Origin of the sequence: Kitasatospora sp. NPDC059722, from assembly GCF_042733235.1 — a bacterium.
In the GTDB taxonomy this organism is placed as follows: Bacteria; Actinomycetota; Actinomycetes; order Streptomycetales; family Streptomycetaceae; genus Kitasatospora.
Genome location: NZ_JBHWGD010000139.1, coordinates 1 through 11721, shown reverse-complemented (window position 1 = coordinate 11721; position 11721 = coordinate 1). Strand labels below are relative to the sequence as shown.

The following is an 11721-nucleotide window of genomic DNA, read 5'->3' as shown; positions in this document are numbered from 1 at the left end:
CGTGGGGCCCCACGCCTGCGGGTACCCCGCGGGCCGGGGGGGGGCCCGGCCCCCCGGGGGCCCCGGCCGCTGGTTCTCGTCTAGTTCTCGTCGGCGGAGCGGGAGTGCCGGGCGGCGAACTCCGGCTTCGCCGAACGGGGCTCCCTGGGCTGGACGTTGACCAGCCAGACCAGCCAGCCGACGAACAGCACGGCGAGCAGCAGGAGGGAGAGGCCGGCGACGATCAGAGCGTTCACCGGCTCACCGGGACGCGTCGGGAACGACGGAGGGGCGACGGAAGCGGCATGGGTGTCTCCGGTCGGGGATGGCGAGCCTGCCGGCCGTTCATCTGGTCGGGATTCAGGGCCGCTTGATGGGCCGTGGGCGACAACCGGTCGGCGAGTGACTCGGCTTCGACCCTAGGGTCGAAGTACAAGACTTGCTACCGAGAGAGTGGACGTTCACTCCATCGTGGGGTATCCCCCGTTTCGGTAGCTAGGGTCCGGTTTGCACGGCACACTTCACCGGAAGCATCGACGGACCCCGCGACCCGGAGAAGAGAGTCATGCCACCCCGCTTGTCGCCGACCGTGCGCCAGCAGCGCCTTGGCATCGAGCTGCGCAAGATGCGCGAACGCGTGGGCGTGACGCCCAAGACCCTGGCCGCCGCCCTGGGCACCGACCTGCCCAAGATCTCCCAGATGGAGAACGGGAAGTCCGGCATCAGCGCCGACCGGCTCCGGGCCTGGGCGCGCACCTGCGGCCTCACCGGTGGCCGCTACCTCGACGCGCTGCTCACGATGACCCAGGACCGCCGCAAGTACTGGTGGGACGGCTACCGCGGGCGCATCCCGAGCGGGATCATCGACATCGCGGAGATGGAGCACCACGCCGAGTCGCTCACCATCCTGCACACCAGTTTCATCCCCGGGCTCCTGCAGACCTCCGCCTACGCCAACGCCGTGTTCGCGCGCCTGCGCCCGCCGCTGCCCCGGCAGGAGACCGACGTGCGCACCGCGTTCCGGATCCAGCGCCAGCGCGTCCTGGTCGAACGGCCGAAGCCGTACACCGCCTTCGTCCACGAGTCCGCGCTGCGCATGCAGTTCGGCGGCCCGGTCGTGCTGCGCGACCAACTGCTCAGCCTGCTGGAGGACTCCGAGCGCCCCGGGGTGGAGATCCGCGCGATCCCGTTCAGCGTGGACACGTTCCCCGGCTCCGGGGAGAGCATGTACCTCGCCCGCGGGCCCGTTCCGGAGCTCGACACCGTCCAGATCGACCTCTCGCAGGGGCCGAAGTTCGTGCACAGCGAGGCCGACCTGCGGGCCTACCGCGAGATCAGGACGGAGACCGACGCGATCGCCCTCGGCGCCGACGACTCACGGGAGTTCATCCGGACCATACTGAAGACAGCGTCCTCATGAACAGCTGGCAGAAGTCCTCGGCGAGCGCCGAGGCCAACGAGTGCGTCGAGATCCGCACCGCCGACGGGCTGGTGGAGATCCGCGAGTCGGAGAGCGCCGAGGTCGTCGTGCGCACCACCCCGCGCAAGTGGGCGGCCTTCGTGCGGGGGGTGAAGGCCGGGGAGTTCGACCGCCACGGCGACTTCGGCGGGTTCCAGGCGCCGGGCGCGCCCTGACCGCCGGGGCGCGCCGTTAATCCACGGTCCGGCCGCACCCGCGACGGTAGGCTTTGGCACCCACAGTGGAACCCTGCGCCTGGCACGGCACCCCGGGCGGGGTGCGCGTGCGGGAGAAATCGGAGCATCCCAGGATGGCTCGGCACCTGATCACCAGCGCCCTTCCGTACATCAACGGGATCAAGCACCTGGGCAACATGGTCGGGTCCATGCTCCCGGCGGACGTCTACTCCCGCTACCTGCGCCAGCGCGGCCACGAGGTGCTGTACATCTGCGCGACGGACGAGCACGGCACGCCCGCCGAACTCGCCGCGCAGGAGGCCGGACTGCCGGTCGCCGAGTTCTGCGCACGGGCGCACGACGCGCAGCGCGCGGTGTACGACGGCTTCGGCCTCTCCTTCGACCACTTCGGCCGCAGCTCCTCGCCGCAGAACCGGGAGATCACCCAGGAGATCGCCCGCGAGCTCCAGCGCAACGGCTTCATCGAGGAGCGCGCGATCCGCCAGGTGTACTCCAACGCCGACGGCCGCTTCCTGCCGGACCGCTACATCGTCGGCACCTGCCCGCACTGCGGCTACGACAAGGCCCGCGGCGACCAGTGCGAGAACTGCACGCGCGTGCTGGACCCGACCGACCTGCTGGAGCCGCGCTCGGCCATCAGCGGCAGCGCCGACCTGGAGGTGCGGGAGACCAGGCACCTGTTCCTGCTCCAGTCGAAGCTGACCGAGGAGGTCGAGGAGTGGATCTCGGCCCACGCCGACGACTGGCCGGTGCTCGCCTCGTCGATCGCCCGCAAGTGGCTCACCGAGGGCCTGCAGGACCGCTCGATCACCCGTGACCTGGAGTGGGGCGTCCCGGTGCCGGCCGACGTGTGGCCGGAGCTGGCCGCCGAGGGCAAGGTGTTCTACGTCTGGTTCGACGCCCCGATCGAGTACATCGGCGCCACCAAGGAGTGGGCGGACGCGGCCCCGGCCGGGCAGCTGCGGGACTGGAAGTCCTGGTGGTACGAGGCCGACGACGCCGTCCGCTACACCGAGTTCATGGCCAAGGACAACGTCCCGTTCCACACGGTGATGTTCCCGGCGACGATCCTCGGCTCGCGCCGCCCGTGGAAGAAGGTCGACCAGGTCAAGGCCTTCAACTGGCTGACGTACTACGGCGGGAAGTTCTCCACCAGCCAGAAGCGCGGCATCTTCACCGACGTCGCCCTGGAGCTGCTGCCGGCCGACTACTGGCGCTACTTCCTGATGGCGCACGCGCCCGAGTCGGACGACTCCAGCTTCACCTGGGACCTCTTCGCCGCCGTCGTCAACAAGGACCTCGCCGACACCCTCGGCAACTTCGTCAACCGGGTGCTGACCTTCAGCCGCAAGCGCTTCGGCGACGACGTCCCCGGCGGGCACGCCGCCGGCGAGGCGGAGGAGCGGCTCGGCGCGCAGATCGCCGGCCTCCTCGCCGAGTACGAGGCGCAGCTCGACGCGCTCAACTTCCGCAAGGCGGCGCAGGCCCTGCGCGCCCTGTGGAGCGCCGGCAACGCGTACCTGGACGAGAAGGCGCCGTGGCTCCAGGTGAAGACCGACCCGGAGGCGGCGGCGCTGACGCTGCGCACGGCGATGAACCTGATCCACCTGTACGCGGTGGTGTCGGAGCCGTTCGTCCCGGCCACCGCGGCGGCGATGCGCGGCGCGTTCGCCGTGGCCGACGACTCCCCGGCGGCGTCCCGGCGCTGGGTCGCCCCGGAGGAGGCGCGGTCGCTCGACCTGGTGCCGGCCGGGACGGGGTTCACCGTGCCGCCGGTGCTGTTCGCCAAGATCACCGACGACGACCTGGCGGCGTGGACGACGCGCTTCGGCGGCGAGTAGGGGCTCGCGGGCGGACTCCCGGGGAGCGCGGGGCGTCAGGGAGCGGCCGTCTCGGCGGTGACCCACGCGAGGTAGCCGGGGCTGCCCGCGACCACCGGGACGGCGATCACCTCGGGCGTCTCGTACGCGTGGCGCCCGGTGAGGAACGCGCTCAGCCGGTCGGCGAGTCCGGCCCTCGTCTTGAGGTCGATCCGCCACTCCTCGGCGTCCTGCACCTCGCCCTCCCACCAGTAGACGGACCGGACCGGGTACACCTGCGCGCACGCGGCCAGCCGCTCGCGGACGGCGGCGGACGCCAGGGCCCGGGCCAGGTCCTCGGTCTCGTGGGTGGTCGTCACGACGACGAAGCCGGGCGCGGTTCCGGGGTCGTCCGCGTGCTCGGTTCCGAGCCCGGTTCCGGGCTCGTTCTCGTGCTCGTTCTCGTGCTCGTCGGCGGTCATGGGGCGACGGTACCGGTCCCCGGACGCATTGGTCCCCGGGGCGGCACCGGCGTCCCGGCGCCACCCCCGGGGGGGCTCCGGGGCTACCGGGCCGCGCGGGCGGTGTGGACCGTCATCGCGGACAGGTAGAAGGCGTCCGTCCGGTGCAGGATCCCGGTCGGGGCGTCCTCGTCCAGCAGGGCCGCCAGCGTCGCCGCGTCCTGCGGGTCCAGGTGGTCGGCGAGCTGGTCGTGCAGGCGGGCGAGCTGGGCGCGCAGGTGCTCGCGGGCGGGGGCGGCGAGCGGGGCCGGGTGGTCGATCAGGAAGGTCCGGGTGCCGGTCGGGGTCAGGCCGGCCCGGCCGAGCATGGCCGGCCAGTCCTCGATCTCCTCGGTGGCGCCCGGCAGTTCGGCGCGCATCGTGCTGAAGCCCGCCTCGTGGGCCGCGTCCAGCCGGGCCTGGAAGCCGGCCCTGCCGAGGCCGAAGTCGCGCGGCAGGTAGCGCAGCGGCAGCCCGCGCTCGGCGACGGCCAGCAGCCCGCCGGGGCGCAGCAGCCCGGCCAGGCCGGTGAGCGCGGTCTGCTGGTCGCCGAGGTGGTGGATCGCGTTCGCGGACCAGATCAGGTCGGCCTCGCCGAGCTTGCCGAACTCCTCGGGCAGATCGGCCTGCCGGGTCTTCAGCCGGCCGCCGGAGCGGTTCCGGGCGCGCTCCAGCAGCGCCGCCGACTGGTCGACCGCGACCACCTCGGCGGCCGGGAAGGCCTCGGCGAGCAGCCCGGCGAGCACGCCCGGGCCGCTGCCGACGTCGAGCACCCGGCGGACCTCGCCGCCGGTCAGCCCGCGCAGCCAGTGGGCGGCCGCGGTGACGGCGGGGGCCTTCAGCTCGGCCTCGCGCTCCAGGTGGGCGGCGAGCGCGTCCCAGTCGAAGTCGGCGGCGGGGACGTGGTCGTGGCCGTGCTCGTGGCCCTGGCCCTTGGTGGGCTGGTGATGGTGGTGGCCGGACATCCGGGGTCTCCGATCGTCGGGGTCGTCGGTGCGGTGGTGCGGCGTACGGGAGGGAGCCTCCCCGCTCGGGCCGTCGGCGCGGCGGCGGACGCGCGGTGCGCGGTCACCTCCACCGCCAGGCTGCGGCCGTCGCCGCCGAATCGGCAAGCTTTGTTGCCGTTCCCGCAAATCGGGCCCAGCCGCGGCCCCGCGCTCAGCCGCCCGTGCGCCGCCAGTACGACCGGACCGCGACCGCCAGCGCCACCCCGTACACGGCGAACGCGCTCATCCCGACCCAGCCCACCATCAGCGCGTCGTCCGGCGTCGGCAGGTCGCCCGTCCGGATCGTCGTCACGCCGACCGTGCACAGCGACAGGTAGCCGACCCCCAGCAGCCCGTACGGCGCCAGCGTGCCGGCCCCGATCAGCGCGGGGGTGAGCGGCAGCCAGCGCGGCACCCGGCGGCCGCTCAGCACCAGGGTCCACCGCGGGAAGACCTGCCCCCACGGCCGGACCAGGCCCCACAGCAGGAACACCCCGAGCGCGGCCATCAGCGCGGTGGCGTCGATCCCCCAGTCCTCCAGGGTGAGCCAGAGCCCGGAGGCTCCGTTGCGCTCGTTGGTCACCCGCATCCGGGCACCGTCGATCCCCGCGAAGCTGCCGCCGAAGGCCCAGTCGAGCTTCATCACGACGTACGGGACGAAGGCCAACGTGCCTGCCCATGCGGCGAGTTGAACGGCCGCCGGGGCCTCCGACGGAGCCGGCGCCGGAGCCCGGTGCCCGGCGGGCGGCCGCACGCGCGTGGCACCCACCAGCAGCACGACGCCGACCGCCGACAGCGCGTGCAGCACCGCCCCCGGGCCGCTGTCCACGGCCTCCCCGGTCAGCAGCATCAGCACGTCCGTCAGCAGCCCCCAGGCCGCCACCGCCGCCGGTCCGGCCAGCCCCCACAGCACCGCCCGCAGCCCCGGCCCCGGCCTCCCCCGGGCCGACGCCACCCCAGCCGCCACCCCAGCCGCCACCCCGGCCGGCACCGCGACCACCCCCGCCCCGGCGACCGCCCAGCCCGGCCAGACGGCCCCGAACAGCTCCGTCCCGCTCAGCGCGCAGCCCGTCCCGAACCCGGCACAGGCGACACCCCAGCCGATCACACCCCACGCGTTCCTCGTCATGCCCCCACGCTCGCCCGCGCGGCCCCGCCCCGGCCTCCTCCGCCCCGACGAACCCGCTCCCCCCGCCGGGGGATCCCGCGCGCCGGGCCGCGGACGGACGCTTGCGTTGGAGTGCACTCCAACTCCTAGCCTCTGACGCAACGAACGGGACACCCAAGACCTTCGGGGGAGAACCACCATGCGCTACCGCGTCCTCGGCGGCACCGGCATCGAAGTCAGCGCCTACTGCCTCGGCACCATGATGTTCGGCGCGATCGGCAACCCCGACCACGACGACTGCGTCCGGATCATCCACACCGCGCTCGACCGCGGCATCAACTTCGTCGACACCGCCGACATGTACTCGGCGGGCGAGTCCGAGGAGATCGTCGGCAAGGCGCTGGCCGCCCGCGGCGACCGGGACGACATCGTGCTCGCCACCAAGGTGCACTTCCCGATGGGCGAGGGCCGCAACCGGGGCGGCAACTCCCGGCGCTGGATCGTCCGGGAGGTCGAGGAGAGCCTGCGGCGGCTGCGCACCGACCGGATCGACCTCTACCAGGTGCACCGGCCGGACCACACCACCGACGTGGAGGAGACCCTCTCCGCGCTCGGCGACCTCGTCCGGGCCGGCAAGATCCGCGCCTTCGGCTGCTCGACCTTCCCCGCCGAGCAGATCGTCGACGCCCACCACGTCGCCGAGCGCCGCGGCCTGCCGCGCTTCCGCACCGAGCAGCCGCCGTACTCGCTGCTCGCCCGCGGCATCGAGGCGAACGTGCTGCCCACCGTCCAGCAGCTCGGCATGGGCGCGCTGACCTGGGGACCGCTGGCCGGCGGCTTCCTCACCGGGCGCTACCGCAAGGGCCGGGCGATCGACCTCACGCAGGGCCGCGCCGCCCTCCACCCGGGCCGCTTCGACCCGGAACTGCCGCTCACCCAGGCCAAGCTGGACGCCGTCGAGGCCTTCACCGCCCTCGCCGAGGACCTCGGCCGCACGCTCCCCGAGCTGGCCGTCGCCTTCCCGCTCGCGCACCCGGCCGTCACCTCGGTGATCCTCGGCCCGCGCACGATGGAGCAGCTCGAATCCGCGCTCAAGGGCGCCGACCTCGTCCTCGACGACGCCACCCTCGACCGCATCGACGCGATCGTCCCGCCCGGCACCGACCTCTACCGGGCGGACGGCGTCTGGCAGCCGCCCGCACTCACCACCCCCGCGCTGCGCCGCCGCCCCGCCGCGGACCGCTCCGCGGACTGACGGGCCCCCACGGGGGAGCCGGTGACGCCGGCTCCCCCGCCGCCCTCACGGCTCCCGGGGCGCCGCGAAACAGTGCACGACGACGGTCCGTCCGCCGCCCCACTGCTGGTCGGCGCTGCCCAGCCAGGTCCAGCCGAGACGCCGGTAGCAGGCCACCGCCGCCGCGTCGGTGGCGAGGACGTCGAGGACCGGGTGCAGTCCGAGCGCCCGCGCGTGGGTCAGCGCGTTCGCCAGCAGGCGCGCCCCGACGCCCCGCCCGCGCGCGGCGGGGGCGACGTACAGCCGGTTCACCACGGCGGTGAGCTCGGGCCGGGCGCCGGTGCGGCGGCTCCACAGCCCCGGGGCGGCGTCCCCCGGGGCGCTGCGGGAGAGGGCGACGTGCCCGAGGATGCGGCCGTCCGCCTCGGCCACCCAGGCGGCGAGGAGCCCCTCGGGGGTGAGCCAGGCGGCGGGGCGGTCGGGCCAGTCGGACGGGTAGCCGTCGGTGGCGTGGACGTCGCCCAGCAGCCGGACGCATTCGGCGAGGTCCGGGACGCGGCGCCGGCGGACCGGCACCCCCGCCCCGGTCTGCCGGGCACCGGACGCGACGACGTTGGCGCGTTCTTCAAGGTCAGCCATGCCGGTACGTTACCGGCCGGGCCTCAGCCCCGCAGCAGGTCGACCACCCCCGCCAGGTCCTCCTCACCGCCGCCGAGCGCGAGCCTGCGCTCCATCAACCGGAAGTACGGCGCCAGGAGTTCGTCGCTCACGCCCTGCTCCTCGGCCGTGCCCAGCAGCGTCCGGCGCCCGGCCACCTGCATCGCCAGGTTCGAGACCACGTCCTTGGCGTAGTCGCCGCTCTCCAGCTGGTCCGCCGTCCTGGCGATCGACCCGGTCATCGCCGTCAGCCACCCGGCCAGCAGCGGCGCGAGGTCGCCGGGCGTGACCGCGCCCTCCGCCCTGACCAGCGCGAACGCGTGCGCGACCCCGGCGAACATCCCGTACATCGCGCTGAGCAGCGCCACGTCGTGCAGCGCCGCGTGCCCCGGGTCCGCCCCGACGTACCGCGGGCCGGCCGGCACGGCGAGCACCTCCGCGTGCTCCTCGAACAGCGCGGACGAACCGCTGTAGAACACGTACGGCCCGGCCGCCGGGACGCCGATCATCGGCGGGACGGCCATGATCCCGCCGTCCAGGTAGCGCGCGCCGCGCCCGGCGGCCCACCCGGCGCGGGCCCGGGCCTGGGCGGGGGTGCCGGTGACCAGGTTGACCACGTCCTTCCCGGCGAGGTCCGCGTCGTCCAGCGCCTCCGCCACGGAGGCGTCGTCGAGCAGGCACACGACCACCAGCCGGTTGGCCGCGACGGCCTCCGCGGCACTCGCGGCGACGACCGCGCCCTCGGCGGCGAGCACCCCGGCCCTGGCCGGGCCGCGGTTCCAGACGGTCAGCGGGTGCCCGGCGGCGAGCCAGGCACGGGCCAGGGCGGTGCCCATGGCGCCGAGCCCGAGCAGGGTGACGGGGGTCTTCTCAACTTCGGTGCTTCCCATGGGAATCAGCCTCTTCGCGGCACCGTTGACGATCAAGTACGCACGTGGAAGTGGGTGGTTACCCTGGGGTGAGCGACGAGGTCGGAAGGGGTGGGGGCATGGCGACCGTGCCGAGGCCGGGGGCGTACGTCTGCGGGATCGACGCCGCGATGGACGTGATCGGCGGCAAGTGGAAGGTGCTGATCCTCTGGGCGCTGGACGCCCGCCCCGGCTGCCGCTTCGGCGAGCTGCGCCGCCTGGTGCCGGGCATCACCGAGAAGGTGCTCGCCGCCCACCTGCGCGAACTGGAGGCGGACGGGATCGTGCACCGCGAGGCGCACGACGAGGTCCCGCCCCGGGTCGAGTACACGCTGACCGACGCCGGCACGCGCCTCAACGCGGCGCTGGCGCCACTCGGCGCGTGGGGACGGGACCACGTCCTCGGCACGAGCCCGCACCCGCACTGAAAGGCCCCGAACGGACCCATGCACCCCGACACCACCGCCACCCTGCACGGCGAACGCCTCGACCTCGTCCCGCTGCGGCCCGAACACGCCGAGGAGATGGCCGCCGCCCTCGCCGACCCGGCCCTGCACGCCTTCACCGGCGGCACCCCGGACGGCGCCGACGCCCTGCGCACCCGCTACGCCCGGCTCGCCGCCGGCTCCCCCGACCCCGCCGAGACCTGGGGCAACTGGGCGCTGCGCCTGCGCGCCGACGGCCGCCTCACGGGCTACGTCCAGGCCACGGTCCGCGGGGACGGCGCCGAGCTCGCCTGGGTGGTCGGCACGCCCTGGCAGGGCCGCGGCCTCGCCGCCGAGGCCGCCCGCACCCTGCTCGCCCACCTGACCGCCGCCGGCATCACCACCGTGACGGCCCACATCCACCCCGACCACCACGCCTCCGCCGCCGTGGCCCGCGCCCTCGGCCTCACCCCGACCGCCGAGCAGCAGGACGGCGAGACCCGCTGGCAGGCACGCGTCGGCCCGGCCGCCTGACCCCACCGCCACCCCCTGCCCCACCCTCCCCGGAATGCCACCCCCACCCGATGGGGTTGGATACAGCCATGGCATCACGTGCACGAGTACGCGCCCCCGAGCTGGTCGGCGCAGGCGGTTGGCTGAACACCGGCGGCAAGGAGCTCACCCTCGCCGACTTCCGGGGCAAGATCACCGTCCTGGACTTCTGGACCTTCTGCTGCATCAACTGCCTCCACGTCCTCGACGAACTGCGCGAGCTGGAGGAGAAGCACCGCGACACCGTGGTGATCGTCGGCGTGCACTCGCCCAAGTTCGTGCACGAGGCCGACCACCAGGCCGTCGTCGACGCCGTCGCCCGGTACGAGGTGCACCACCCGGTCCTGGACGACCCGGCGCTCGTCACCTGGAAGCAGTACGCGGTGCGCGCCTGGCCGACGCTCGTGGTGATCGACCCCGAGGGGTACGTCGTCGCCCAGCACGCCGGCGAGGGCCACGCGCACGCGATCGCGCGGCTGGTGGAGGAGCTGGAGGAGGAGCACGCCGCCAAGGGCACGCTCCGCCGCGGCGACGGCCCGTACGTGGCGCCGGAGCCGACCGCCGGGGACCTCAAGTTCCCGGGCAAGGCGGTGCGCCTGGGCGACGGCCACTTCCTGGTCGCCGACTCCGGCCACCACTCGCTGGTCGAGCTGGCCGAGGACGGCGAGACGGTGGTGCGCCGGATCGGCGACGGGCAGCGCGGCCTGGTGGACGGCACCGACCCGCGGTTCAGCGAGCCGCAGGGCCTCGTGCTGCTGCCCGAGGGCCACCCGTACGACTACGACGTGATCGTCGCCGACACCGTCAACCACGCCCTGCGCGGCGTCCGGCTGGCCGACGGCCACGTCACCACGCTGGCCGGCACCGGCCGCCAGTGGTGGCAGGGCTCGGCCACCGAGGGCCCGGCCCGCGAGCTGGACCTCTCCTCGCCGTGGGACGTCGCCTGGTTCGACGGCCGGGTGTGGATCGCCATGGCCGGCGTGCACCAGCTGTGGGCGTACGACCCGGCGGCCGGGACGGCCGCCGTCGCGGCCGGCACGACCAACGAGGGCCTGGTGGACGGGCCTGCCGACGAGGCCTGGTTCGCCCAGCCGTCCGGCCTCGCGGTCTCCGCGGACGGCGAGAAGCTCTGGGTCGCCGACTCCGAGACCTCGGCGCTCCGCTGGGTTTCACGTGAAACCAAGACGGTCGAGACGGCCGTCGGCACCGGCCTGTTCGACTTCGGCCACCGCGACGGCGCCGCCGACCAGGCCCTGTTCCAGCACCCGCTGGGCGTCACCGTCCTGCCGGACGGCTCGGTGGCCGTCGCCGACACCTACAACCACGCGCTGCGCCGCTTCGACCCGGCGACCGGCGAGGTGAGCACGCTGGCCACCGACCTGCGCGAGCCGTCCGGGGCCGTCCTGGTGGACGAGGACATCGTCGTGGTCGAGTCGGCCCGGCACCGGCTGACCAGGCTGCGGCTGCCCGAGGAGGCGGTGCGGGTCGAGTCGGTCGCGCACCGCACCCAGCGCGCGGCCACCGAGGTCGCGCCGGGCCCGTTCCGGGTGGACGTGGTCTTCTCCGCGCCGAGCGGCCAGAAGCTGGACGAGCGCTACGGTCCGTCCACCCGGCTGCTGGTCAGCTCCACGCCGCCGGAGCTGCTGGTCTCGGGCGCGGGCGCGGACTCCGACCTCTCGCGCGAGCTGGTCCTCTCCGGCGAGGTCGCCGAGGGCGTGCTGCACGTGTCGGCGATGGCCGCCTCCTGCGACGACGACCCGGAGATCGAGTACCCGGCCTGCCACGTGCACCAGCAGGACTGGGGCGTGCCGGTGAAGCTGGTCGCCGACGGCGCCCGCCGCCTGCCGCTGGTGCTCGCGGGCATGGAGTAGCCCGCAGGACGTGCGGAAGGGCCCGACGGGAGTCTCCCGTCGGGCC

13 protein-coding genes are annotated in these 11721 nt (G+C 74.3%); 7 read left to right on the top strand and 6 right to left on the bottom strand.

From position 1 onward, the window contains the following. Positions 1-80: 80 nt before the first annotated feature. Positions 81-236, bottom strand: coding sequence for a hypothetical protein (locus tag ACFV4F_RS39985; RefSeq protein ID WP_380440693.1), 156 nt, complete (start codon positions 234-236; stop codon positions 81-83). 308 nt (positions 237-544) lie between these two features. On the opposite strand from ACFV4F_RS39985, the gene ACFV4F_RS39980 reads away from it, so the two are divergent. The 3 genes from ACFV4F_RS39980 to metG all read left to right on the top strand — a co-directional run bounded on the left by ACFV4F_RS39980 (position 545) and on the right by metG (position 3476). Beyond that, positions 545-1399 carry a helix-turn-helix domain-containing protein gene (locus ACFV4F_RS39980; RefSeq protein WP_380510353.1) on the top strand — a complete coding sequence of 285 codons (855 nt, stop codon included), beginning with the start codon at positions 545-547 and terminating at the stop codon, positions 1397-1399. Then, positions 1396-1614 carry a DUF397 domain-containing protein gene (locus tag ACFV4F_RS39975; protein ID WP_380440696.1) on the top strand — a complete coding sequence of 73 codons (219 nt, stop codon included), beginning with the start codon at positions 1396-1398 and terminating at the stop codon, positions 1612-1614. Before ACFV4F_RS39980 ends, ACFV4F_RS39975 begins: the two co-directional genes overlap by 4 nt. 134 nt (positions 1615-1748) lie before the next feature. Next, a complete protein-coding gene (gene metG, locus ACFV4F_RS39970; protein ID WP_380440698.1) occupies positions 1749-3476 on the top strand; it encodes a methionine--tRNA ligase in 1728 nt (575 codons plus the stop codon). 35 nt (positions 3477-3511) lie between these two features. On the opposite strand, the gene cutA is transcribed toward metG, so the two are convergent. The 3 genes from cutA to ACFV4F_RS39955 form a co-directional block, all read right to left on the bottom strand. Further along, on the bottom strand, positions 3512-3916 hold the full coding sequence (cutA, locus tag ACFV4F_RS39965; RefSeq protein ID WP_380510351.1) for a divalent-cation tolerance protein CutA: 405 nt from the start codon (positions 3914-3916) through the stop codon (positions 3512-3514). An 83-nt stretch (positions 3917-3999) separates the two neighbouring features. Continuing rightward, positions 4000-4899 carry a class I SAM-dependent methyltransferase gene (locus ACFV4F_RS39960; protein WP_380510348.1) on the bottom strand — a complete coding sequence of 300 codons (900 nt, stop codon included), beginning with the start codon at positions 4897-4899 and terminating at the stop codon, positions 4000-4002. A gap of 193 nt (positions 4900-5092) precedes the next feature. Beyond that, positions 5093-6049, bottom strand: a complete 957-nt coding sequence (locus tag ACFV4F_RS39955) for a hypothetical protein (protein WP_380510345.1) — start codon at positions 6047-6049, stop codon at positions 5093-5095. Between the two features lie 178 nt (positions 6050-6227). Here ACFV4F_RS39955 and ACFV4F_RS39950 point away from each other — a divergent pair, with 178 nt between their 5' ends. Beyond that, the gene (locus tag ACFV4F_RS39950) at positions 6228-7283 is read left to right on the top strand and encodes an aldo/keto reductase (protein ID WP_380440706.1); all 1056 of its coding nucleotides are present in this window, start codon (positions 6228-6230) and stop codon (positions 7281-7283) included. A gap of 45 nt (positions 7284-7328) precedes the next feature. On the opposite strand, the gene ACFV4F_RS39945 is transcribed toward ACFV4F_RS39950, so the two are convergent. After that, positions 7329-7901: a GNAT family N-acetyltransferase gene (locus ACFV4F_RS39945; protein ID WP_380510342.1), complete on the bottom strand. Its 573-nt coding sequence runs from the start codon at positions 7899-7901 to the stop codon at positions 7329-7331. A gap of 23 nt (positions 7902-7924) precedes the next feature. Next, on the bottom strand, positions 7925-8809 hold the full coding sequence (locus ACFV4F_RS39940; RefSeq protein ID WP_380510339.1) for an NAD(P)-dependent oxidoreductase: 885 nt from the start codon (positions 8807-8809) through the stop codon (positions 7925-7927). A gap of 98 nt (positions 8810-8907) precedes the next feature. Here ACFV4F_RS39940 and ACFV4F_RS39935 point away from each other — a divergent pair, with 98 nt between their 5' ends. From ACFV4F_RS39935 to ACFV4F_RS39925, 3 genes are all read left to right on the top strand, one after another. Beyond that, positions 8908-9255 (top strand): helix-turn-helix domain-containing protein, encoded by a 348-nt coding sequence (locus ACFV4F_RS39935; RefSeq protein WP_359968625.1) that lies wholly within the window; start codon positions 8908-8910, stop codon positions 9253-9255. A gap of 18 nt (positions 9256-9273) precedes the next feature. Continuing rightward, positions 9274-9786, top strand: a complete 513-nt coding sequence (locus ACFV4F_RS39930) for a GNAT family N-acetyltransferase (protein WP_380510336.1) — start codon at positions 9274-9276, stop codon at positions 9784-9786. Between the two features lie 68 nt (positions 9787-9854). Next, positions 9855-11675, top strand: coding sequence for an NHL domain-containing thioredoxin family protein (locus tag ACFV4F_RS39925; RefSeq protein WP_380510333.1), 1821 nt, complete (start codon positions 9855-9857; stop codon positions 11673-11675). Positions 11676-11721 lie beyond the last annotated feature (46 nt).

Bases quoted from the DNA above. Each gene is read 5' to 3' on its own strand.
- ACFV4F_RS39980 (WP_380510353.1), top strand. From the start codon at position 545: ATGCCACCCCGCTTGTCGCCGACCGTGCGCCAGCAGCGCCTTGGCATC.
- ACFV4F_RS39975 (WP_380440696.1), top strand. From the start codon at position 1,396: ATGAACAGCTGGCAGAAGTCCTCGGCGAGCGCCGAGGCCAACGAGTGC.
- metG (WP_380440698.1), top strand. From the start codon at position 1,749: ATGGCTCGGCACCTGATCACCAGCGCCCTTCCGTACATCAACGGGATC.
- cutA (WP_380510351.1), bottom strand. From the start codon at position 3,916: ATGACCGCCGACGAGCACGAGAACGAGCACGAGAACGAGCCCGGAACC.
- ACFV4F_RS39960 (WP_380510348.1), bottom strand. From the start codon at position 4,899: ATGTCCGGCCACCACCATCACCAGCCCACCAAGGGCCAGGGCCACGAG.
- ACFV4F_RS39955 (WP_380510345.1), bottom strand. From the start codon at position 6,049: ATGACGAGGAACGCGTGGGGTGTGATCGGCTGGGGTGTCGCCTGTGCC.
- ACFV4F_RS39950 (WP_380440706.1), top strand. From the start codon at position 6,228: ATGCGCTACCGCGTCCTCGGCGGCACCGGCATCGAAGTCAGCGCCTAC.
- ACFV4F_RS39945 (WP_380510342.1), bottom strand. From the start codon at position 7,901: ATGGCTGACCTTGAAGAACGCGCCAACGTCGTCGCGTCCGGTGCCCGG.
- ACFV4F_RS39940 (WP_380510339.1), bottom strand. From the start codon at position 8,809: ATGGGAAGCACCGAAGTTGAGAAGACCCCCGTCACCCTGCTCGGGCTC.
- ACFV4F_RS39935 (WP_359968625.1), top strand. From the start codon at position 8,908: ATGGCGACCGTGCCGAGGCCGGGGGCGTACGTCTGCGGGATCGACGCC.
- ACFV4F_RS39930 (WP_380510336.1), top strand. From the start codon at position 9,274: ATGCACCCCGACACCACCGCCACCCTGCACGGCGAACGCCTCGACCTC.
- ACFV4F_RS39925 (WP_380510333.1), top strand. From the start codon at position 9,855: ATGGCATCACGTGCACGAGTACGCGCCCCCGAGCTGGTCGGCGCAGGC.